Origin of the sequence: Xanthomonas sp. SI (genome assembly GCF_014236855.1) — a bacterium.
Classification (GTDB): Bacteria; Pseudomonadota; Gammaproteobacteria; order Xanthomonadales; family Xanthomonadaceae; genus Xanthomonas_A.
The window spans coordinates 1,826,556-1,848,007 of sequence record NZ_CP051261.1; the positions used below are offsets into that span (position 1 = coordinate 1,826,556).

At 70.3% G+C, this 21,452-nt stretch carries 18 protein-coding genes; 14 read left to right on the forward strand and 4 right to left on the reverse strand.

What is annotated here, in order from left to right; genetic code table 11:
• Positions 1-18: 18 nt before the first annotated feature.
• Positions 19-3,711 (reverse strand): transcription-repair coupling factor, encoded by a 3,693-nt coding sequence (gene mfd / locus HEP75_RS07420; protein WP_185825983.1) that lies wholly within the window; start codon positions 3,709-3,711, stop codon positions 19-21.
• Between the two features lie 233 nt (positions 3,712-3,944).
• Complete coding sequence (locus HEP75_RS07425) at positions 3,945-4,487, reverse strand: GNAT family N-acetyltransferase (RefSeq protein ID WP_145707860.1); 543 nt, start codon at positions 4,485-4,487, stop codon at positions 3,945-3,947.
• A 115-nt stretch (positions 4,488-4,602) separates the two neighbouring features.
• Between HEP75_RS07425 and HEP75_RS07430 the strand changes: the two genes are divergently transcribed.
• Positions 4,603-5,532: a cation diffusion facilitator family transporter gene (locus HEP75_RS07430; protein WP_185825984.1), complete on the forward strand. Its 930-nt coding sequence runs from the start codon at positions 4,603-4,605 to the stop codon at positions 5,530-5,532.
• Between the two features lie 46 nt (positions 5,533-5,578).
• Positions 5,579-6,538 (forward strand): YwqG family protein, encoded by a 960-nt coding sequence (locus HEP75_RS07435; protein WP_185825985.1) that lies wholly within the window; start codon positions 5,579-5,581, stop codon positions 6,536-6,538.
• A 60-nt stretch (positions 6,539-6,598) separates the two neighbouring features.
• Here the strand turns inward: HEP75_RS07435 and rlmJ are convergent, their stop codons facing one another.
• Positions 6,599-7,456 carry a 23S rRNA (adenine(2030)-N(6))-methyltransferase RlmJ gene (gene rlmJ / locus HEP75_RS07440; protein WP_185825986.1) on the reverse strand — a complete coding sequence of 286 codons (858 nt, stop codon included), beginning with the start codon at positions 7,454-7,456 and terminating at the stop codon, positions 6,599-6,601.
• A gap of 181 nt (positions 7,457-7,637) precedes the next feature.
• Between rlmJ and HEP75_RS07445 the strand changes: the two genes are divergently transcribed.
• The 12 genes from HEP75_RS07445 (at position 7,638) to HEP75_RS07500 (ending at position 20,735) form a co-directional block, all read left to right on the forward strand.
• On the forward strand, positions 7,638-8,300 hold the full coding sequence (locus HEP75_RS07445; RefSeq protein WP_185825987.1) for a response regulator transcription factor: 663 nt from the start codon (positions 7,638-7,640) through the stop codon (positions 8,298-8,300).
• Entirely contained in the window at positions 8,297-9,751 is a 1,455-nt protein-coding gene (locus HEP75_RS07450) for an ATP-binding protein (RefSeq protein WP_185825988.1), read from the forward strand. Before HEP75_RS07445 ends, HEP75_RS07450 begins: the two co-directional genes overlap by 4 nt.
• 361 nt (positions 9,752-10,112) lie before the next feature.
• Complete coding sequence (locus HEP75_RS07455; RefSeq protein WP_185825989.1) at positions 10,113-10,469, forward strand: NirD/YgiW/YdeI family stress tolerance protein; 357 nt, start codon at positions 10,113-10,115, stop codon at positions 10,467-10,469.
• Positions 10,470-10,621: 152 nt separating this feature from the next.
• Positions 10,622-11,335 carry a two-component system response regulator CreB gene (creB, locus tag HEP75_RS07460; RefSeq protein WP_185825990.1) on the forward strand — a complete coding sequence of 238 codons (714 nt, stop codon included), beginning with the start codon at positions 10,622-10,624 and terminating at the stop codon, positions 11,333-11,335.
• Between the two features lies 1 nt (position 11,336).
• Positions 11,337-12,779: a two-component system sensor histidine kinase CreC gene (gene creC / locus HEP75_RS07465; protein ID WP_185825991.1), complete on the forward strand. Its 1,443-nt coding sequence runs from the start codon at positions 11,337-11,339 to the stop codon at positions 12,777-12,779.
• A 689-nt stretch (positions 12,780-13,468) separates the two neighbouring features.
• Positions 13,469-14,785: a cell envelope integrity protein CreD gene (creD, locus tag HEP75_RS07470; RefSeq protein WP_185825992.1), complete on the forward strand. Its 1,317-nt coding sequence runs from the start codon at positions 13,469-13,471 to the stop codon at positions 14,783-14,785.
• Between the two features lie 25 nt (positions 14,786-14,810).
• Positions 14,811-15,242: a hypothetical protein gene (locus HEP75_RS07475; protein ID WP_185825993.1), complete on the forward strand. Its 432-nt coding sequence runs from the start codon at positions 14,811-14,813 to the stop codon at positions 15,240-15,242.
• A gap of 480 nt (positions 15,243-15,722) precedes the next feature.
• A complete protein-coding gene (locus tag HEP75_RS07480; RefSeq protein WP_185825994.1) occupies positions 15,723-16,328 on the forward strand; it encodes a GNAT family N-acetyltransferase in 606 nt (201 codons plus the stop codon).
• Positions 16,325-17,212, forward strand: a complete 888-nt coding sequence (locus tag HEP75_RS07485; protein WP_185825995.1) for a carbon-nitrogen hydrolase family protein — start codon at positions 16,325-16,327, stop codon at positions 17,210-17,212. The genes HEP75_RS07480 and HEP75_RS07485 overlap by 4 nt, the downstream gene beginning before the upstream one ends.
• Before the next feature lie 322 nt (positions 17,213-17,534).
• Complete coding sequence (locus tag HEP75_RS07490; protein ID WP_185825996.1) at positions 17,535-18,617, forward strand: DUF3616 domain-containing protein; 1,083 nt, start codon at positions 17,535-17,537, stop codon at positions 18,615-18,617.
• Positions 18,618-18,823: 206 nt separating this feature from the next.
• Entirely contained in the window at positions 18,824-20,230 is a 1,407-nt protein-coding gene (gene gltX / locus HEP75_RS07495; protein WP_185825997.1) for a glutamate--tRNA ligase, read from the forward strand.
• A gap of 16 nt (positions 20,231-20,246) precedes the next feature.
• A complete protein-coding gene (locus HEP75_RS07500) occupies positions 20,247-20,735 on the forward strand; it encodes a transcriptional repressor (RefSeq protein ID WP_003472952.1) in 489 nt (162 codons plus the stop codon).
• A 256-nt stretch (positions 20,736-20,991) separates the two neighbouring features.
• On the opposite strand, the gene HEP75_RS07505 is transcribed toward HEP75_RS07500, so the two are convergent.
• A complete protein-coding gene (locus tag HEP75_RS07505) occupies positions 20,992-21,363 on the reverse strand; it encodes a hypothetical protein (protein WP_185825998.1) in 372 nt (123 codons plus the stop codon).
• Positions 21,364-21,452 lie beyond the last annotated feature (89 nt).

Consider the following 21,452-nt stretch of genomic DNA (forward strand, 5'->3'; position numbering starts at 1 on the left):
CAGCTCAGGGCCTGGCGGTCACCGCGGCGACAGTGCCGCCAGCAGGCCGCGCGCGGCGTTGAAGCGGTCCGCCGCTTCCGGCAGCGGCAGCTTCACCTTCAGCTTGTCCGGGCCGTCCATCGCGTACAGCTTGGGCTGCTTCTGGATCATCTGGATGATGGTCATCGGATCGATATTGGGCTTGGACTCGAACACGATGCGGCCGCCGTTCTCGCCAAGTTCCAGTTTGCGGATGCCCAGCGTGTTGGCCTGCAGCTTCAGCTCGGCGACCGCGAACAGGTGCTTCACCGCATCCGGCAGCAGGCCGAAGCGGTCGATCATCTCCACCTGCAGTTCGCGCAGCTGCTCGCTGTCGCGCGCGCTGGAGATGCGCTTGTACAGGGTCAGGCGGGTGTGCACGTCGGGCAGGTAGTCGTCCGGGATCAGCGCCGGCACATGCAGTTCCACTTCGGCGCCGCGCGCTTCCTCGCCGGCGTCCAGGTCCGGCAGCTTGCCCTGGCGGATGCTGCGCACCGCGCGTTCCAGCAGCTCGGTGTACAGGCTGAAGCCAACCTCGGCCATCTGCCCGCTCTGGTCCTCGCCGAGCAGTTCGCCGGCGCCGCGGATTTCCAGGTCGTGGGTGGCCAGGGTGAAGCCAGCGCCGAGTTCGTCCATCGAGGCGATCGCGTCCAGCCGCTTCTGCGCATCGCCGGTGATGCTGCGCCGGTCCGGGACCAGCAGGTAGGCGTAGGCGCGATGGTGCGAACGGCCGACGCGGCCGCGCAGCTGGTGCAGCTGGGCCAGGCCGAAGCGGTCGGCGCGGTTGATGACGATGGTGTTGGCGTTGGGAATGTCGATGCCCGATTCGATGATCGTGGTCGACAGCAGCACGTTGAAGCGCTGCTTCTGGAAATCCAGCATCACCCGTTCCAGCTCGCGCTCGGGCATCTGCCCGTGGGCGATGCCGATGCGCGCCTCGGGCACCAGCTCGCTGAGCTCGCGCTGCATGCGGCCGATGCTTTCCACGTCGTTGTGCAGGAAGTACAGCTGGCCGCCGCGCGCCAGCTCGCGCTGGAACGCCTCGCGCAGCAGCGCGTTGTCCCAGGCGGTGACGAAGGTCTGCACCGCCAGCCGGTTCGGCGGCGGGGTGGCGATGATCGACAGGTCGCGCAACCCGGCCATGGCCATGTTCAGCGTGCGCGGGATCGGCGTGGCGGTGAGGGTGAGCAGGTGCACGTTGGCGCGCAGCGCCTTCAGCGCTTCCTTCTGGCGCACGCCGAAACGCTGTTCCTCGTCGACCACGACCAGGCCCAGGTCCTTGAACTTCACGTCCGGCTGCAGCAGGCGGTGGGTGCCGATGATCACGTCGATGCCGCCGTCGGCGACCTTCTCCAGCTCGGCCTTGATCTCCTTGGCGCTCTTGAAGCGCGACAGCACTTCCACCCGCAGCGGCCAGTCGGCGAAGCGGTCGCGGAAGTTGCGGTAGTGCTGTTCGGCCAGCAGCGTGGTCGGCACCAGCACCGCCACCTGCTTGCCGGCGCTGGCCGCGGCGAACGCGGCGCGCACCGCGACCTCGGTCTTGCCGAAGCCGACGTCGCCGCAGACCACGCGGTCCATCGGCTGGCTGCTGCCCAGGTCGCGCAGGGTGGCCTCGATCGCGGCCAGCTGGTCGGTGGTCTCCTCGAACGGGAAGCCGGCCGCGAACGGTTCGTACATGGCCCGGTCCACCTGCAAGGCCAGACCGGCGCGGGCGCGGCGCCGCGCCTGGATCTCCAGCAGTTCGGCGGCCACGTCGCGCACCTTCTCGGCGGCGCGGCGCTTGGCCTTGGTCCACTGCTCGCCGCCCAGCGAATGCAGCGGCGCGGTCTCGGCCGAGGCGCCGGAGTAGCGGCTGATCAGGTGCAGCTGCGCGACCGGCACGTACAGGCGGTCGCCCTTGGCGTATTCGATCTCCAGGAATTCGCCGGGCATGCCGCCGGCATCGAGCACGATCAGCCCGCGGTAGCGGCCGACGCCGTGGTCCTCGTGCACGATCGGCGCGCCTTCGGTCAGCTCGCCGAGGTCGCGGATGATCGCTTCCGGCTCGCGCCCGGCGCGGCGCGTGCGCCGCGGCTGGCCGGCGCGCTCGGGGAACAGCTGGCGCTCGGTGAGCACCGCGATGTGCGGATCGTCGAGGGCGAAGCCGTCGTCCAGCGGTGCGACCGCGATGGCGAAGCGTGCAGGCGCTACATCGGAGTCGAGCCCCTCTCCCGCCGGGAGAGGGGTTGGGGTGAGGGTACGGCCGCTAGTGACCTGCTTCTGCGCAGCTGTGGAGGATGCAGACGAAGCAGAAGCAGAAGCAGCAGCAGCCTTCTTCGACAAGGATGGCGCGAGCGCCGCACCCTCATCCGGCGCTTCGCGCCACCTTCTCCCGGGGGGAGAAGGGAGGAATGCTGCGAAGTTTGGGATCACCTCGGGCTTCAGCCCCGCCGCGGCCAGCACTTCCAGCAGCGCTTCGCGGCGGCCCGGCGAGTCGGCGGCGATCAGCACGCGGCCCGGGTAGCTGCCGAGGAAGCTCTTCAGCGCTTCGGCCGGAGCGGCGTCCTTGGCCGCCACCGGCAGCGGCGGCAGCGGCTGGTCGCCCAGCGCCTGCGCCTCGTCGATGCGCGCGTGGTCGGCGGCCCACACCTCGATGCGCGGCAGGCCGTTGAGCTTTTCGCGCAGCGTGTCCGGCGCCTGGTACAGCTCTTCGGGCGCCAGCAGCGGGCGCTCCACGTCGTGGCGGCGCTGCTCGTAGCGGTTCTGGGTCTGCGCCCAGAACGCATCGGCGGCGGCGCCCACGCCCGGCGCGAGCAGCGGCAGCACCGACTCGCCCAGATAGTCGAACAAGGTGGCGGTGGCATCGCGCGCCGCGGCGCCGGCGCCGCGCGTCTCCTGGAAGAACAGCGGCAGGTAGTATTCGATGCCCGACGGCGCCAGCCGCGCCTTCAGGTCCTGGTACAGCGCGCTGCGCCGGGTGTCCACGTCGAAGCGTTCGCGCAGCGTGGCCAGCACCCGCTCCACGCTGGCATCGTCCATCGGCACTTCGCGGCCGGGCAGCATCTTCACCGCCTGCACGTGGTCCAGCGAGCGCTGCGATTCCGGGTCGAAGGCGCGGATCGAGTCGATGTCATCGTCCAGCAGCTCGATCCGCAACGGCGTGTCCGAACCCATCGGATACACGTCGAGCAGGCCGCCGCGCACCGCGAAATCGCCCGGGTCCATCACCTGCGGCACGTTGCGGTAGCCGGCGCTCTCCAGGCGGCGTTTTTCCGCCTCCAGGTCCAGGCGCTGGCCCACGTGCAGGTCGAAACTGCCGCCGACGATGTAGCGCAACGGCGCCACGCGCTGCATCAGCGTCTGCACCGGCACCACCACGATGCCCTGTTTCAGCGTCGGCAGCCGGTGCAGCGCCGACAGGCGCTGGCTGACGATGTCCGGGTGCGGGCTGAACTGGTCGTAGGGCAGGGTCTCCCAGTCCGGGAACGGCACCACCGGCAGGCTGCCGTCGCCGGCCAGCAGCGTGTGCAGGTCGGCCTCGATCTGGTGCGCGCTCTGGTTGTCGCGCGCGACCACCAGCAGCGGCCCGCGATGCGCCGCGGCGGCGCAGGCGATGTGCCAGGCCAGCGCGGTCGAGGACGCAGGGGCGCGCCAGAAGGCGCGGAGCTGGCCGGATTTGGGCAGCGGCGGAACGGGGAAGGAAAGAGGCGCCATTGACCGCTTAGTTTAGCAAGCTGGGATTGGGGAGTCGGGATTGGGGATTGGCCGCAAGCGTGCGCGGGGTGCGGCGCGGTCGCCTGGTCGGGCACAGCGGAGGCGGGCGGCGCAGGCGGTGGCCGCGTCCGCAGCACTGCGGGTGAGCCGCTGGGGCTCGCGAACCCATGCGTGGTTCGCGGTCTGCAGGTGGGTTACGCACCTGGCGGCAGCCCGAGCAGGGCCGCCCTCGCTCAGTTGCCCAGTTCCAGCACCACGCGCACCAGCCCCGGGGTGTCCGGATGCGGCATCGGCTGGAAGCCCAGCGATTCGGCCAGTTGCAGCATCGGCAGATTGCTTTCCAGCACATCGCCGTAGAGCCGGTCCAGGTACTTGCGCCGCGCCCACTTGACCAGCTTGCGCATCAGCTGCCGGCCCAGGCCCTGGCCGGCGACGAAGCTGCTGACCAGGATCGCGTATTCGGCCTCGCGGGTGCCGGGCGTGATCGCCGCGCGCGCCACCGCGCCGACCACCGCTTCGCCCGGCGGCAGCGGTTCGGCCGCGACCAGGGTCAGTTCGGTCTTCGGATTGGGATGGGTCAGGCGCTGCGCCATGTCCTCGGTCAGTTCCTGCACCGAATGCAGGAACCGCTCGCGGATCTCGGTCGGCCCGAGCAGGCTGAAGGCGCCTTGCAGCGGCGCGCTGTCTTCCGGCCGGATCGGCCGGATCAGCAGCTCGCGGCCGCTGGGCAAGGTGAAGTTTTCATGCCACGGAGGCATGCGGTTGCGGGTAGCCATTGCCGGATGATCCTCGACGAAGCCTGGATTCTCGCATTACCCGGGGCGGATGCCGTGAACGCAGCGCTCACCGCGTTTGCCTACCCTGTGCGGGGATTTTCTAGAAGGATAGGCCATGTCCGGCAGCGGCGATTCGCGGCGCGCCATCTTCTTCGCGCTCGGCGCCAACCTGGCCATCGCCCTGGCCAAGGGCGCGGCGGCGCTGGCCACCGGCTCGGGCGCGATGCTGGCCGAGACCGTGCATTCGCTGGCCGACTGCGGCAACCAACTGCTGTTGCTGCTGGGCATGCGCCAGGCCAAACGCCCGGCCAGCGCCGAGTATCCACTGGGCTACGGCCGCGCGATCTACTTCTGGTCGTTCCTGGTGGCGGTGATGCTGTTCTGCATCGGCGGCATGTTTTCGGTGTACGAGGGCGTGCACAAGCTGCTGCAGCCCGAGCCGTTGAGCAGTTGGGGCTGGGCGGTGGGCGTGCTGGGCTTTGCGCTCGTCGCCGAGGGCGTGTCGCTGCGCACCTGCCTGCAGGAGATCGCCAAGGTGCGTGGCGAGCGTTCGCTGTGGACCTGGTTCCGCGAAAGCCGCCAGGCCGAGCTGATCGTGATCTTCGGCGAGGACCTGGCGGCGCTGCTCGGCCTGGCGCTGGCCCTGGCCGCGGTGCTGCTGACGGTGCTGACCGGCAATCCGCTGTGGGACGCGCTGGGCACCATCGCCATCGGTGCGCTGCTGATCGTGGTCGCGGTGCTGGTGGCGATCGAGATCAAGGCGATGCTGATCGGGCAGAGCGTGGACCCGGCAATGCAGCGGCAATTGCATGCGTTCTTCCAGGCGCAACCGGAGATCGAGCGGGTGATCCACCTGATCGCGATGCAACTGGGCGAGGACGTGATGGTGTCGGTGCAGGCCACGCTGCGGCAGAAGCACGATGCGGCGGCGCTGCTGGCCGACATCACCCGCATCGAGCGCGGCCTGAAGCAGCAGTTCCCGGCGGTGCGCTGGAGCTTCTTCGAGCCGGAGCCGGGCGCCGCCGAAGTCGCTTCCGGCAGCTGAGCGGCATTGCTACAGTGGCGCCCGGTCCATCGCGGGCGACAACGGAATGAAGACCTCGAACGCTGTGCTGCTGTCCACCGTGATCACCCTGGCGCTGGTCGCGGTGCTGGGTGGGCTGATGCTGGGCGGCTTCTGGTGGCTCAAGCGCACGATGCAGGCGCCGCCGACGGTGGCGCCATCGTCCAGCGCCGCGCCCGCGGCGAAGGTGCCGGCCGATGCGGTGCTGGCACCGTACCGGCAACGTCTGGATGCCACGCGCAAGCCGGTGGCGCAGCTGCGCCTGCAGCCGATGGCGCAGGACGATCGCCTGGCCAGCAAGGTCGGCGGCCGCCCGTACTGGACCGCGGAAAAGGCCTACCCTCACGACGCCCATGGCCAGCCGCTGGCGCTGCTGGCGCAGGTGGACCTGGCGAAGATGCCGCCGCTGCGCGGCTATCCCACCCACGGCATGCTGCAGTTCTTCATCGGCAGCGACGATTTCTATGGCGCCAATCTCGACGGCGCCACCGACCTGGCCGCATTGAGCGCGCAACGCAATTTCCGCGTGGTGTATTGGCCGCGGCCCGATGCGTCGGCGCGGCAGGCCGAGGTGCCGTTGCCGGCCGCCGACGCGCTGCCGTTCGATCCGGCGCATCCGCGGGCGATGCATTTCGCTGTCGGCGAGGAAAGCATCGGCAGCAGCGACGTGCACTTCGAGCAGGCGCTGGGCCGGCCGCTGGACGAAGTCGCCGCCGCCTACGCCGGCCGCCATGCGCTGCCGCAGGACGACGTGGACGAGGCGCTGTACGACGCATTGAATCGCAGCGGGCACAAGCTCGGCGGCTATCCGGAGTTCACCCAGGAGGATCCGCGCACGCCGCAGGACGCGCAGGTCCTGCTGCTGCAGCTGGACAGCGACGACGCCATGATGTGGGGCGACAGCGGCATCGCCAACTTCTTCATCGATCCGGCCGACCTGCAGCGCGGCGATTTCAGCCGGGTCGCCTACAACTGGGATTGCTATTGACCCAGTGCCGTGCGTGACACGCGCGCGGCTGCGGCGTGGCGGGACGTCCCGCGCGCCGGCTCACTCCTCGCGCTTGAGCCACTCCAGGCGGCTGGAGGCGCCGGCCTCGCCCAGATGCTGCTTCAGCGCCGGCAGCGCGCTGGCCAGCGCCTGCTCGAACTGCCACGGCGGATTGAGCAGCAGCATGCCGCTGCCGTTGAGCCGCAGCGGCGAATCGTCGGGGCGCACCTGCAGTTCGGCCAGCAGCACCGACTTGGCCGGCATCGCCGCGGCCTTGCGGAAGAACGGCTGCAGGCTGCGGCGCTGCTTGATCGGATACCACACCGCGCACATCGCCTGCGGCCAGCGGGTCAGGGTCTCGCGCAGCGCCGCGGCGATCAGCGGGTATTCGGCGTCCTGCGATTCGTAGGGCGGATCGATCAGCACCAGGCCGCGGCCGATCTTGGCCGCGCCGGCCTTCGGCGGCACGAACGCCTTGATCGCCGCATAGCCGTCGCCGGCATGCACCTGCACGCGGCGGTCGTTGCCGAACAGCGCCTTCAGTTCGGCCGCTTCCTCGGGCTGCAGTTCGCAGGCGGCGAGCCGGTCCTGTTCGCGCATGGCCTGGGCGACCAGCAGCGGCGAGCCGGGATAGGCGAGCAGGGCGCCCACCGGGTTGTCGGCCTGCACTGCGCGCAGGTAGCGCTCCAGCACCTCGGGCAAGGTGGGCTGGCCCATCAGCTTCAGCACCCCGGCCGCGGCCTCGCCGGTCTTGCGGCTCTCGCTGCCGGCGAACAGGTAGCGGCCGCGCCCGGCATGGGTGTCGAGCACGAAGAACGGGCTGTCCTTGCGCTTGAGCGCGTCGATCAGCGCGAGCAGCACGGTGTGCTTGAGCGCGTCGGCATGGTTGCCGGCGTGGTAGGCGTGGCGATAGTTCATCGGCGCAGTGTACGGGTCGCACCGGCGCGGAGCCATGCCGGCACGCGACGAGCGCTGCGGCGGTCGAGCGGGCAGGGCGGGTGTCGGTCCGCCTGCGCGGGGCCTCGCGGCGGCGCCACCGCGCATCGCGTATGGTCGCGACCATCAGATTCCCTTAAGCCCGGCCCGCTATTTTTCCCCGATGCGCATCCTCCTGGTAGAAGACGATCTTTCGCTCGGCGACACCCTGCGCGGGTGGCTGAAGCTGGACGGCTACACCGTGGACTGGCTGACCCGTGGCGACGAGGCGCGCACCGCGCTGCAGGCGCAGCCCTACCAGTGCGTGCTGCTCGACCGCGGCCTGCCCGGACTCGACGGCGACGCCTTGCTGCGCACGCTGCGCGCGGCGCGGGTGACCACGCCGGTGCTGATGATCACCGCGCGCGATGCGCTGGAAGACCGGGTACAGGGCCTGGACCTGGGCGCCGACGACTATCTGGTCAAGCCGTTCGACCTGGAAGAGCTGTCGGCGCGCATCCGCGCCGCGTTGCGCCGTGGCGGCGGCGATCCCGCGGTGCTGCTGTCGCACGGCGAGGTGACCCTGGACCCGGTGGCCAAGCGCGTCACCCGCAACGGCGAGCCGGTGGCGTTGACCGCGCGCGAGTACGCGGTGCTGCATGCGCTGCTGGCGCGCAAGGGCCATATCGTCGGCCGCGACCAGCTCGAGGACGCGCTGTACGGCTGGGGCGAGGAAGTGGAGAGCAACGCGATCGAAGTGCACATCTCGCACCTGCGCAAGAAGCTGGGCAGCGCACTGATCGTCACGATCCGGCGCCAGGGCTACTGCCTGGGAGCGCCGCGATGAGGTGGCCGCGCTGGCGGCGCGCCGCGGCGGCCGTGCCGCCGCCGGCGGATGCGCGCTATTCGCTGCGCCGGCGGCTGATCGCCACCACGCTGGGATCGAGCATCGCCTGCTGGCTGGTCAGCCTGGCGGTCATCGTCGGCGTGGCCTGGACCGAAACCAGCGACGTGTTCGACGATGCGCTGGAAGAAAGCGCGCGCCTGGTCGCGACCTTCGGTCCCGGCCTGTTGCACGGCGCCGCGCCATCGGAGGACGGCGACGCGGCGGCGGACGCCGACGGCGGCGTGCGCCTGTACTACCAGATCGTCGATCGCCACGGCACGGTGCTGCGCCGCTCGGCGGACGTGCCGCGGCAGCCGTTCGTGCCGCCGCGGCAGGTGCATGGCGACGATGCCACGACCACCGTGCTGCACGCGCAACGGCTGTGGCGCGTGCACGTGCTGCACGCCCGCGCGCAGGATCTCTACGTGCAGGTCGCGCAGCCGCTGCAAGAGCGCACCGAACTGCTCGAGGACATGGCCGAGAACCTGGTATGGCCGGCGCTGGCGCTGCTGGTATTGCTGGCCGCGCTCAACTGGTGGGTGATCCGCCGCCAGCTGCGGCCGCTGGAGCGCCTGGCCGAGGACATCGGCCGGCAATCGCCGCAGGCGTTGACCGCGGTCTCCGCGGCCGGCCAGGCCGACGAGCTGCGTCCGATCGTGCAGGCGCTCAACGGCGTGCTCGCGCGGCTGGGCGAGGCGCTGCAGTCCGAGCGCCGCTTCACCGCCGATGCGGCGCACGAACTGCGCACGCCGCTGGCCGGGCTGCGCATGAAGATCCAGCTGATGCAGCGCAGTCACGCCGCGACCCTGGACCCGGCGCAGCGCCAGGACCTGGCGACGCTGCGCGCCGATGTGGACCGCGCCACGGCGTTGGTGGACAACCTGCTGATGCTGGCGCGGCTGGATCCGCAGCAACCCGGCAGCCTGGCCTGCACGGCCGTGGCGTTGCCGGCGCTGGTCGATGCGGTGCTGGCCGACATCGCGCCCGCGGCGGCGGCCAAGCGCATCGGCGTGCACGTGGACATCGGCGTGGACACGGTCTGGGCGCATGGCGACTTGCTGCGCAGCGCGCTGCGCAACCTGCTCGACAACGCGGTGCGCTACGGCAGGGATGAAGGCGAGGTGCGCATCGACGCCACCGTGGTGCGCGGCGCCACGGGCGCGCCATCGGTGGTGCGCATCGTCGTGTGCGACGACGGCCCCGGCGTGGCCTCGGGCGATCTGGCCCGGCTTACCCAGCGCTTCTTCCGCGTGCTCGGCAATGCCGGGCAGGGCAGCGGGCTGGGCCTGTCGCTGGTGGAGCGCATCGTCGCCCTGCACGGCGGGCAGCTGCGCCTGGACTCCGGTGGCGAGGGCATGGGCCTGGCGGTGCGCATCGAATTGCCGCAGCGCGAGTCGGTGGCGGCCGGCTAGAACGCGGCTTGTCGCCATAAGCAGCACCGATTGCGGCACGCGTCGCGTGCGTGCTCGCGCTGGGCGATGGACAGCGGCGGCATGTGCGATGCGCAACGCGAACCCGCCAACCCAGGCGGCGCGTCGATTTGTGCGACATGCAAAGCCCTGGAGCGCGACATGCGCTGCGTACGTGCGGCTCCCGAGAACCGCCACATGCCATGCGTGCTGTCGACGCTGCACCACCAGCATGCCGATCGACGCCGCTTCAATCAGGCGGTGCACCTAAATCGCAGCACGGGACATCAGATCCACTTCAGGTTCGCGCGTTCCAATGGCGTCCATGGCGATCGGCCATGACATCGACCCCAAGGAGCACTCCATGCGCAAGATCCTTCTTTCCACGTTTGCCGCCGCCATAGCCGTCCTCGCCAGTGGCCAGGCCGCCGCGCAATACACCGGCCCCAGCAGCGTGCCGGTGACCACGGTCAAGCAGTTGCTGGAGCAGGGCAAGGACGAGCAGCAGGTGGTGTTGCGCGGGAACATCGTGTCCCACGATGGCGGCGACCGCTATACCTTCCGCGACGCGACCGGCAGCGTGAAGGTCGAGATCGATGCGCACCGGCTGCCGGCCGGGCGGGCGTTCGACGACAAGGCGCAGGTCGAGCTGCTGGGCGAATTCGACAAGGACTTCCGTTCAGCCGAAGTCGAAGTGGACGAGGTGCGCTTCCTGCGCTGAGCCGGCGCAGCGTCGCGGCGCAGTGTCGGCCGCTGCGCCGCGCTGCGGCCGGCCATGGCTGCGCGCGTGTCGGCGGCCGATGCCTGACCCGGATCGCCTGCGGCGCCGCGTTGCGGCGCGGCGGCCGCTGCACGCCGCGCCCCGCTGCGGCTATGCTGCGCGCCATGTCCGCGTCCGCCGCCCCGTGTGTCCTCGTCGTCGAGGACGAATCCGCCATCGCCGATACCGTGCTGTACGCCTTGCGCAGCGAGGGCTACCAGGTGCGGCACTGCCTGCTCGGGCGCGAGGCGCTGGCGCAGGCGCGCGCCGGCGGCATCGACGTGGTGGTGCTGGATGTCGGCCTGCCCGACCTGGGCGGCTTCGAGGTGTGCCGCGAACTGCGCAGCTTCAGCCAGGTGCCGGTGATCTTCCTGACCGCGCGCAACGACGAGATCGACCGCGTGCTCGGCCTGGAGCTGGGCGCCGACGACTACATGGCAAAACCATTCTCGCCACGCGAACTGGTGGCGCGGGTCCGCGCGCGGCTGCGGCGGCCGGCGCCTGCGGCGAGCGCGGAAGCGGAGCAGGGCTGGCAGCGGCACGGCGCGTTCGCGATCGACCGCGACGGCCGCCGCATCCACTACGGCGACGCCGCCCTGGACCTGACCCGCTACGAATACGCGCTGCTGGCCGCGCTGCTGCAGCGCCCCGGGGCCATCCTCAGCCGCGCGCAACTGATGGACCGCGGCTGGGACAGCAGCGCAGACAGCGCCGACCGCACCGTGGATACCCACATCAAGACGCTGCGCGCCAAGCTGCGCGCGGCCGGCGCCGCGCACGACCCGATCCGCACCCATCGCGGCATCGGTTACGCGCTGGAGTCGTGAGATGCGGCTGGGGCTGAGGCTGTTCCTGGGCTTCTTCCTGATCGTCGGCGTGGCCGCGTTCTTCGTGATGCGGGTGTTCGTCAACGAGGTCAAGCCGGGCGTGCGCCAGGCGATGGAATCGACCCTGGTGGACGCGGCCAACGTGCTGGCGCAGATGGCCTCCACCGACCTCAAGGCCGGGCGCATCGACAGCGGCGCCTTCGCCCGCGACCTCGGCGCGGCGCAGCGGCGCAATCCGCGCGCGATGGTGTGGCGCTTTCCCAAGCGCAGCGTCGATTACCGGGTCACCATCACCGACGCGGCCGGCGTGGTGGTGTTCGATTCGCGCGGCCAGGACCTGGGCCGCGACAACTCGCGCTGGAACGACGTCTACCGCACCTTGCGCGGCGAATACGGCGCACGCTCCAGCGCCGAGGGCGACGGCGACCCCAACCACACGGTGATGCACGTGGCCGCGCCGATCTACGACCCGGACGACGCCCGGCGCCTGATCGGCGTGCTGACCCTGTCGCAGCCCAACCGCAGCATCGAGCCGTTCATCGTCGCCAGCCAGCGCAATATTTTGTTGCGCGGCGCCTGGCTGATCGGCATCTCCGCGCTGATCGGGCTGCTGATGACCTGGGGCCTGCTGCGCGGCATCGGCCGTCTCAACCGCTACGCGCAGGCGGTCAGCGCCGGCGAGCCGGTGCCGCCGCCGCCGCCGCGCCGCGACGAGATCGGCGATCTGGGCCGTGCGCTGGAGACGATGCGGCGCAAGCTCGAGGGCAAGGCCTATGTCGAGCAGTACGTGCAGTCGCTGACCCACGAGATGAAGAGTCCGCTGGCGGCGATCCGCGGCGCCGCCGAACTGCTGCAGGAACCGCTGCCGGACGCGGAGCGGCAACGTTTCGTGCGCAACATCGCCGAGCAGCAGCAGCGCCTCACCGAAACCATCGACAAGCTGCTGGCGCTGGCCGAGGTGGAACAGCACGGTTGGTTGCAGCGGCGCGAGCGCATCGCGCTGGCGCCGCTGTTCGCGCAACTGGCCGAGGCGCTGGCGCCGCAGCTGCGCGCCAGCGGCGTGCAGTTGCAGGTGCAGGCACCGGAGGCGGAACTGGCGCTGGCCGGGGATCCGTATCTGCTGCGCCAAGCCCTGCACAATCTGCTCGACAACGCGATCGCGTTCTCGCCGGACGGCGGGGTCGTGGTGCTGCGCGCCGAGCGCGCCGCGGACGCGCGCATCGCGCTGCTGGTGGAGGATGCGGGCCCCGGGGTTCCCGATTACGCGCTGGAGCGGGTGTTCGAGCGCTTCTATTCGCTGGCGCGGCCGGCCACCGGACAGCGCAGTTCCGGCCTTGGCCTGCCGTTCGTGCGCGAAGTGGCGCGGCTGCACGGTGGCGAGGCGAGCCTGCGCAACCGCGAGGGCGGCGGCGCCGTGGCGCGGCTGTCGCTGCCGGCGGCCTGAGCGGCGCCTGCATTCACTGCGGGATCGGTTCCGGGGTGACCGCAGGCCATCGGTTCCTGCGGCGTCCCTGACCGCGAAGGCTGGAGGCTTCGCTCGTCGCGACTGAAGTCGCTCCCACAAGGGACTCGCGCCCAACTCGCTGGGTGCAGAGGGGCTTCAGCCCCGACAGACAGCCGGCAACATTGGGATGCCTGGCTTCGCTTGTCGCGGCTGAAGCCGCTCCTACAGGGGGCTTGCGGCTAGCTTGCTGAGTGCACTGTAGGAGGGGCTTCAGCCCCGACAGACAGCTGGCAGCATTGGGATGCCTGGCTTCGTTCGTCGCGGCTGAAGCCGCTCCTACAGGGGGACTTGCGGCTAACTTGCTGGGTGCACTGTGGGAGGGGCTTCAGCCCCGACAGACAGCCGGCAGCATTGGGATGCCTGACTTCGCTCGTCGCGGCTGAAGCCGCTCCTACAGGGGGGGGGCTTGCGGCCAACTTGCTGGGCGCACTGTGGAAGGGGCTTCAGCCCCGACGCTGTGCGCCGCCAATGCTGGTCCCGACATCGCTCGCAAAGCGAGCGCCTTACGCGAAGGCTTTTGCGGTCCCGCCTCACGCACGCCCACGCACTTCACACTCGCTTCAAATTCGCCTCAAACCCCGCACACGCAGGCGCGGCACCCTGGCGTCCTCCATCACCGAGGACCGTCGATGAAATCCCTCAAGCTCGTTCTGCGATTCGCCACCATCGGCGGGTTGATCCTGTTGTTGCTGATCCCGCTGCTGATGATCCGCGGCACCGTGCAAGACCGCCAGCGCTACCGCGACGAGGCGGTGGAACGCGTGTCGCAAAGCAAGGCCGGCGAACAGCGCCTGCTCGGCCCGTTGCGGGTGGTGCCGTGGACGCAGGTGCGCGATGTCGCGGTGGTCGATGCCGACGGCAAGCGCAGCGTCAAGCGCGAAACCGAAAACGGCTACGACGTGCAGACGCCTAGGCATCTGGCGATCAGCGGCGAGCTGAAGCCGTCGCAGCGCAGCATCGGCCTGTTCAAGGTGCAGGTGTACAGCTGGCACGCGCGGCTCAAGGCGCAGTTCGACGATCTCGACTACGAAGCGGTCGAAGGCCGCAGCTATGGCCAGCCGTATCTGGTGGTCGGCATCCAAGACGTGCGCGGTCTGGTCGGTACGCCCAATCTGCGCACCGACGGCAAGGCGCTGGCGCTGCAGCCGGGTTCGCTGGCGCTGGCCGGCCAATCCAAGGGCGTGCATGCGCTGCTGCCGGCGCTGGCCGATGCGCGCCAGGGCAAGCTCACCGACCTGCACAGCGTGGAAATGGAATTCGTGCTCGACGGCACCCAGGGCCTGTCGATCGTGCCGGTCGGCGACGACAACCAGATCGCGCTGACCTCGCCATGGCCGCATCCGCTGTTCGGCGGCCGCTTCCTGCCCAACGAGCGCCGCATCACCGAGCAGGGCTTCCAGGCCAGCTGGGCGCTGTCGTCGCTGGCCACCGGCGCGCAGGCGCAACTGTTCTCGGGCGGCGAGATCGATGCGCTGCGCGTGGACCTGGTCGACCCGGTCGACGTCTATACCCAGGCCGATCGCGCCAGCAAGTACGGCATCCTGTTCGTGGTGCTGACCTTCGTCGCCTTCGCCCTGTTCGAACTGATCAAGCGCCTGCCGATCCATCCGCTGCAATACCTGCTGGTCGGCCTGGCGCTGGCGATCTTCTTCCTGCTGCTGCTCAGCCTGTCCGAGCACATCCCGTTCTGGCAGGCGTACCTGGTCTCGGCAGTGGCCTGCATCGGCCTGCAGTTCTTCTACCTGTCCGGGGTGTTGCGCAGCCGCGGCCGCGCCGCCGGCTTCGCCAGCATGCTCACCGTGCTGTACGGCGCGCTGTACGGATTGCTGGCCTCGGAAGACAACGCCTTGCTGATGGGCTCGCTGCTGCTGTTCGGCATCCTCGCCGCGATCATGTGGATCACCCGCAAGATCGACTGGTACGAACTCGGCGCGGCACTGCGCTGAACCGGCACGCGACCAGGACCCCGCCATGTCGGCACACACCCATCTGCATCGTCGCGTCCAGGCCCTGTTGCCGGACGCGTTGGACACCCGCGGCCTGCACCGCGGCAATGCCGGCGCGGCGCTGGCGCGCAGCGCGCAGGCGGCGCTGGTCACCGCCGCCGACCGCGGCGGCGCGCTGTGGCTGCGGTTGAGCGAACGCAGCCGCGAGGCGCTGGCCGCGCACGGTCTCGGGTTCCTGGCGGCGGCGCTGCAGGCGCGCGCCGTCTTGCCCGGCGAGGCCGAACCCTGGCGCTACTGCGCATGGCGTGCCTTGCGCGGGGGTTCGGCCTGGGCACCGGCCGGGCAGGGCGAGCAGCGCGCGCACGGACCCGGCTTCGTGACCTGGGAAGCGCAGGGACGCGCACGGCTGCTGGTGTTGCCGGCGCAGGCAGCGCTGCTGTGCCGCTGGTGGCGCTGAGGCGCGCGCCGGCATTGGCGAGAGAAGCGTTGCGCCCGCTGCCTCCGCCACACCTGCTTGCGCGATAGGCCCGCTGGCGACATGGCGCCGACATGCGGCATCGGCCGACAGGCACGACCGCGCACTGGCATCGCGGCCACGGACGCCGCCGCAGGACGCACTGCCGGGCAGGGATGCCCACCGCCAAGGAAGGCGACATGCGTGGATAGGCGGGACAGGCGCTATCGCGCAACACAACAGTGGCCACGGACGCCGCCGCAGGACGCAATGACCGGGCAGGGACGCCCACCGCCAAGGATGGCGACATGCGTGGATAGGCCGGAACGGCGCCATCGCGCAACGCGACAGCGGTCATGGACGCCGCCACAGGACGCAGCACCGGGCAGGACGCCCACCGCCAGGGACGGCACCAGGAGCAACACCGACCAGGGCATCGCCAAGCCGGCAGCGCCACGGAAACGCCTGCGGTAGAGTTCACGGATGGACTCTCCGCTTCCCATCCAGCGCCTGCGCGGCGCGCAGATCGCCCCGTTCCTGGACGATGTCGCGCGGCTGCGCATCGCCGTGTTCCGCGACTGGCCATATCTGTATGCCGGCGACCTTGACTACGAGCGCGAGTATCTGTCCGCCTATGCCGCCTCGCCCGACAGCGTGTTCGTGCTGGCGCGCGACGGCGAGCGCGTGGTCGGCGCCTCCACCGGGCTGCCGCTCGCCGACGATGCCGAGGCATTCGGCGCGGCGTTCGCCGACAGCGCCATCGCGGTCACGGACGTGTTCTATTTCGGCGAATCGGTGCTGCTGCCCGCGTATCGCGGCCGCGGCGTCGGCCATGCCTTCTTCGATCATCGCCAAGCGCATGCGCGCGCGCTCGGCCGCTTCCGCCTGACCGCGTTCTGCGCGGTGGACCGCGATCCCGACGATCCGCGCCGCCCGCCCGGCTACCGCGGCAACGACGCGTTCTGGCACAAGCGCGGCTATGTGCGGCAGCCGTCGCTGCGGATGCAGCTGGCGTGGGACGAAATCGACCGCGGCGAGATCCTGCATACCCTGAGTTTCTGGACCCGGCCACTGGAGCCTGCCGCATGAAGATCGCTGTCGCCAAATACCCGATCGGCGCGCCGGTCGATTTCGCCGCCTTCGCCGACAAGCAGGCGGCCTTGATCGGCCAGGCCGCGCAGGCCGGCGCGCAGCTGGCGGTGCTGCCGGAATACCTGTCGCTGGAACTGGCCGCGACCTTCGCCAGCGCCGTGTCCGAGGACCTGCCGGCCTCGCTGGCGGCGATCCAGGCACTGCACCCGCAGTACCTGGCGTTGTTCGCGCAGTTGGCGCAGCGGCATCGCCTGCATCTGGTCGCCGGCAGCTTCCTGCTGGCCAGCGGCGAGGGCCGCTACCGCAACCGCGCCTACTGGTTCGCGCCCGACGGCAGCCACGGCTGGCAGGACAAGCTGCAGCTGACCGGCTTCGAGAAGGCCACCGGCCTGATCGACGGCGGCGACGCGCTGAAGGTGTTCGCCGCGGGCGAGAACGTGCGCGCCGGCGTGGCGGTCTGCTACGACAGCGAGTTCCCGCTGCCGGTGCGCGCCCAGTACGAGGCCGGCGCGCGACTGCTGGTGGTGCCCAGCTGCACCGACACCGAGGCCGGCGCCACCCGCGTGCGCATCGGCTGCCTGGCGCGCGCGCTGGAAAACCGGATCTTCGTCGCCCAGTCGGTGACCGCCGGGCTGGCCGAGTGGAGCCCGGCGCTGGACGTGAACACCGGCGAGGCGGCGATCTACGCGCCGATGGACGCCGGCTTCCCGGCCGACGGCATCGTCGCGCAGACCCAGGGCGAGCAGGTCTGGGCGCTGGCCGAGCTGGACTTCGCCGCGTTCGAGGCCAGCCGCGCCCGCGCCCAGGTCGCCAACGACCGCGACTGGCGCGGTCAGCTGGCGCCGGCCATCGTGCGCGCGGAGCTGGGCGGCTTCGAGTAGCCGCCTGGTCGATCCATGCGCAGGCGCTGGGCTCGGCAGGCCGGCACCGCTGCCGCACCGAGGCGCCATTCGCCTGGTGCGGCGCCGCCGCTAGCGTGGCTTTGCGCCCAAAGCAGTCATCGACATGCCGAACGGCGCTAAGCAGTCATCGACATGCCGAACGGCGCTGAGCCAGCGCCCGCGCGCCGAGACCATGGCGAAGACCGCGCCGAACGAACTGCCGTCTCCAGCCTTCACCGCCGCATGCGTTGCGCAACACACGCCATCCGAACGCACGATGCGTTCTGCTGGCGCTTCCGCTCCGCCACCGGTCCATCGCCTCATGCCCAAGACTCTGCTGCCGCACGCCGTGCGCCTGGAATTCGCGCCCGGCGCGCTGGTCCACGCCAATCTGTCCGGCGCCGCCTTCACCGACGACTGGCTGTGGGTGGCCGGCGACGAAGCCTGCGCGGTCGATCGCCTGCACGCGCTGGCGCCGGTCGGCAACGAGGCGCTGCGCTTCGGCGAAGGCCGCAGCTTCGCCCTCGGCGAGTTGCTCGACCTGCCCGGCGACCACGACGAGGAGGCCGACCTGGAAGGCATGGCGCTGTCGCCCGGCTACCTGTGGGTGGTCGGCTCGCACGGCATGAAGCGCAAGAACGCCAAGCCCGACCGCGGCGACGCCGACAACGGCAAGCGCCTGGCCAAGCTCAAGCTCGACGCCAACCGGCGCCTGCTCGCCTGCCTGCCGATCGAGCGCGATGCCGACGGCGCGCCGCAACTGGTCCGCGAGGCGGCCGACGGCCGTCGCGCACTGCGGCTGAAGGGCGACGCCAAGCACAACCAGCTCACGGAACTGCTCGAAGACGATGCGCATTTCGGCGCCTATCTGAAGATTCCCGGCAAGGACAACGGCTTTGATATCGAAGGCATGGCGGTGGACGGCCAGCGCCTGCTGCTGGGCCTGCGCGGCCCGGTGCTGCGCGGCTGGGCCGGACTGCTGGAGATCGCGGTGGAGGCGCATCACGACCATCTGCGGCTGGTGCCGCTGGACGCGGAGGGCACCTTGCTGCGCAAGCATTTCCTGCAACTGGGCGGGCTGGGCGTGCGCGACCTGCATTTCCACGGCCAGGACCTGTACCTGCTGGCCGGCCCGACCATGGTGCTGAACGGCGAGATCCGCCTGTTCCGCTGGCCCGGCGCGCGCGCGGCGCTGACCGCCAACCGCGAGCCGGTGCGGTTCCAGCGCGAGCTGATCAAATCGCTGGCGCTGCCGCACGGCGAGGACAGCGATCGCGCCGAAGCGCTGTGCAACCTGCCGCCGGCGCTGTCCGGCGGCGTGCCGAGCTGGCTGGTGCTGTACGACGCGCCGGGACCGGCGCGCAGCGACGGCGAGTGCGTCGTGCACGGCGATCTGCTGCGCTAGCGCCTGCCCGAATCGTGGCCCCGGGTGAATCGCCAGAGTTCAGGTCTTTTGTAGGAGCGGCTTCAGCCGCGACAGGCACTACCAGTAAGGCGCGTCGCGGCTGAAGCCGCTCCTACAATGGAAAAGCTTAGGCACGGCACCGCTTCCGGGCACCGTCGGGCACGGCGGGGTAAAATCGCCCGATTCCCGTTTGCTCCGAGCGTTCCATGGCCTGCCGCACCCGTTTCGCCCCCAGTCCCACCGGTTACCTGCACATCGGCGGCGCGCGCACCGCGCTGTACTGCTGGCTGGAGGCGCGCCACCGCGGCGGTGAGTTCGTGCTGCGCATCGAGGACACCGACCGCGAGCGCAGCACCCAGGCGGCGATCGACGCCATCCTGGAAGCGATGGACTGGCTCGGCCTGGACTACGACGAAGGCCCGGTCTACCAGACCCAGCGCATCGCCCGCTACCAGGAAGTGGCCGAACAGCTGCTCGCCGCCGGCAAGGCCTACTACGCCTACGAGACCCGCGAGGAACTCGATGCGATGCGCGAGGCGGCCATGGCCAAGCAGGAGAAGCCGCGCTACAACGGCGCCGCGCGCGAGCAGAACCTGGCCTACCGCGACGACCCGAACCGGGTGATCCGCTTCAAGAACCCCGTCGGCGGCAGCGTGGTGTTCGACGACCTGATCAAGGGCCGCATCGAGATCGCCAACAGCGAACTCGACGACATGGTGATCTTCCGTCCCGACGGCTATCCCACCTACAACTTCGCGGTGGTGGTGGACGACTGGGACATGGGCATCACCGAAGTGATCCGCGGCGACGACCACATCAACAACACCCCGCGCCAGATCAACATCTACGAAGCGCTGGGCGCGCTGGTGCCGAAGTTCGCGCACATGCCGATGATCCTGGACGAGCAGGGCGCCAAGCTGTCCAAGCGCACCGGCGCGGCCGACGTGATGCAGTACAAGGACGCCGGCTACCTGCCGCACGCGCTGATCAACTACCTGGCGCGGCTGGGCTGGTCGCACGGCGACCAGGAACTGTTTGGCCGCCAGGAATTGATCGACCTGTTCGACGTCAAGGACGTCAACTCCAAGGCCGCGCGGCTGGATATGGCCAAGCTCGGCTGGGTCAACCAGCATTATCTGAAGACCGACGACCCGGCCACGATCGCGCCGCAGCTGGACTACCAGCTGGCCAAGCTCGGCATCGACCCCGCCGCCGGCCCGGCCGCCGCCGACGTGGTGTTGGCGCTGCGCGAGCGCGTGCAGACGCTGAAGGAAATGGCCGAGAAGGCGGTGGTCTGGTACCGGCCGCTGGAGACCTATGACGAAGCGGCGGTGGCCAAGCACCTGAAGCCGGGCGCCGAACTGGCGCTGGGCAAGGCGCGCGAGCTGCTGGCCGCGCTGGGCGAGTGGAGCGTGGACGGCGTGTCCGCCGCGCTGCACGACGCCGCCGCGGCGCTGGAGATCGGCATGGGCAAGGTGGCGCAGCCGCTGCGCGTGGCCATCACCGGCACCCAGGTCAGCCCCGATATCTCGCACACGGTCTACCTGGCCGGGCGCGAGCAGGCCTTGAAACGCATCGATGCCGCGCTCATCAAGATCCCAGCGGGAAGCTGATTCCCCGGAGAAGCCCATGTCCAGCAAGAAGACCGCCTGCACCGAGCCGCACCACCACGTCCACGACGCCGACGACTTCGTCAAGGTGGTGGAGCGGGTGAGCCGCGAACGCGGGCTGCGGCTGACCCCGATCCGCGCCAACGTGCTGCGCCTGATCGCCGAGGCCGGGCGGCCGGTGAAGGCCTACGACCTGCTGGAATGGGTGCGCGAAGGCAAGAGCGTGGGTGCCGATGCACCGCCCACCGTGTACCGCGCGCTGGATTTCCTGATGGCCAACGGCTTCGTGCACAAGCTCGAGTCGGTCAACGCCTTCGTCGCCTGCCACCATCCCAGCAGCGCCCAGCACTCGGTACCGTTCCTGATCTGCGATCGCTGCCACAGCGCGGTCGAACTGGAGGACCGCGACGTGGTCGCGCAACTGGAACAGCGCGCCAAGGCGCTGGGCTTCCAGCCGCAGGCGCAGACCCTGGAAGTGCACGGGCTGTGCGCGCGCTGCGCGGGGTAGGGCGCTGCGCTTCCGGAAATGTTGTGCGGAGCTGCCCGCGACGCTATGCGTCGGGCCGCCGCGCGCGGGCATACGGCCACGAAGCGCTGCCTGCCGATCGCCTGAGGCCTCGCCGCCGCCGCTGCAGTGGATCGCGGATGGCGTCGGCTGACGCAAGCAAACCGTCAGGGAACGCCGACTTGGCGTAGCGTCGGACGTTGCGATCCGACGCAGATTCGAGCCCTTGCAACGGCGTGCCGAGGATCCGCCGCCCGCCTCAGCCATGCTCCAGCACATCGCCGAAGCGCAGCCGCGTCCACGCTTCGGCCGCCGCCTGTGCGAGCGCAGCCGAAACGCTGCTGCCCTCGGCCAGGGTGGTATCGCCGCGCGGATCGATGACTTCCCATTCCCAGGTCCGCGTCCGCTTGGGCAGCCACGCCGCGAGCAGCAGTGCAGGCAACTCCGCGTTCCCGGTGACGACATCGCAGCGCCAGATCAACAGGTCCGCCAGCGTGTCGCGTTGCCAGCGCGGCCGCGCCGTGTGGTCCGCAGCGGCGTCGCGCGTCGGAGCGGGGCGGGCACGCTGCAGCGGCACGGCGAAGGCGTGCGCCTCGTGCGTGCCGGGAATCGGGTAGGTCGTCTTGTGCATGCTCGCTTCCTCTGTGACAAAGAAGGCGTGCCGGGAGACCTGCGAGAGACCCCATCGGACACACCCGCATCGACCGGCGCTGCCGGTGG

Excerpts from the sequence above, each read along its gene's own strand:
- HEP75_RS07455 (WP_185825989.1), top strand. The coding sequence starts at position 10,113 with ATGCGCAAGATCCTTCTTTCCACGTTTGCCGCCGCCATAGCCGTCCTC.
- HEP75_RS07490 (WP_185825996.1), top strand. The coding sequence starts at position 17,535 with ATGCCCAAGACTCTGCTGCCGCACGCCGTGCGCCTGGAATTCGCGCCC.
- rlmJ (WP_185825986.1), bottom strand. The coding sequence starts at position 7,456 with ATGAACTATCGCCACGCCTACCACGCCGGCAACCATGCCGACGCGCTC.
- HEP75_RS07435 (WP_185825985.1), top strand. The coding sequence starts at position 5,579 with ATGAAGACCTCGAACGCTGTGCTGCTGTCCACCGTGATCACCCTGGCG.
- HEP75_RS07425 (WP_145707860.1), bottom strand. The coding sequence starts at position 4,487 with ATGGCTACCCGCAACCGCATGCCTCCGTGGCATGAAAACTTCACCTTG.
- HEP75_RS07505 (WP_185825998.1), bottom strand. The coding sequence starts at position 21,363 with ATGCACAAGACGACCTACCCGATTCCCGGCACGCACGAGGCGCACGCC.
- creD (WP_185825992.1), top strand. The coding sequence starts at position 13,469 with ATGAAATCCCTCAAGCTCGTTCTGCGATTCGCCACCATCGGCGGGTTG.
- gltX (WP_185825997.1), top strand. The coding sequence starts at position 18,824 with ATGGCCTGCCGCACCCGTTTCGCCCCCAGTCCCACCGGTTACCTGCAC.
- HEP75_RS07475 (WP_185825993.1), top strand. The coding sequence starts at position 14,811 with ATGTCGGCACACACCCATCTGCATCGTCGCGTCCAGGCCCTGTTGCCG.
- HEP75_RS07430 (WP_185825984.1), top strand. The coding sequence starts at position 4,603 with ATGTCCGGCAGCGGCGATTCGCGGCGCGCCATCTTCTTCGCGCTCGGC.
- HEP75_RS07485 (WP_185825995.1), top strand. The coding sequence starts at position 16,325 with ATGAAGATCGCTGTCGCCAAATACCCGATCGGCGCGCCGGTCGATTTC.
- creC (WP_185825991.1), top strand. The coding sequence starts at position 11,337 with ATGCGGCTGGGGCTGAGGCTGTTCCTGGGCTTCTTCCTGATCGTCGGC.
- mfd (WP_185825983.1), bottom strand. The coding sequence starts at position 3,711 with ATGGCGCCTCTTTCCTTCCCCGTTCCGCCGCTGCCCAAATCCGGCCAG.
- HEP75_RS07450 (WP_185825988.1), top strand. The coding sequence starts at position 8,297 with ATGAGGTGGCCGCGCTGGCGGCGCGCCGCGGCGGCCGTGCCGCCGCCG.
- HEP75_RS07480 (WP_185825994.1), top strand. The coding sequence starts at position 15,723 with ATGGACTCTCCGCTTCCCATCCAGCGCCTGCGCGGCGCGCAGATCGCC.
- HEP75_RS07500 (WP_003472952.1), top strand. The coding sequence starts at position 20,247 with ATGTCCAGCAAGAAGACCGCCTGCACCGAGCCGCACCACCACGTCCAC.
- creB (WP_185825990.1), top strand. The coding sequence starts at position 10,622 with ATGCTGCGCGCCATGTCCGCGTCCGCCGCCCCGTGTGTCCTCGTCGTC.
- HEP75_RS07445 (WP_185825987.1), top strand. The coding sequence starts at position 7,638 with ATGCGCATCCTCCTGGTAGAAGACGATCTTTCGCTCGGCGACACCCTG.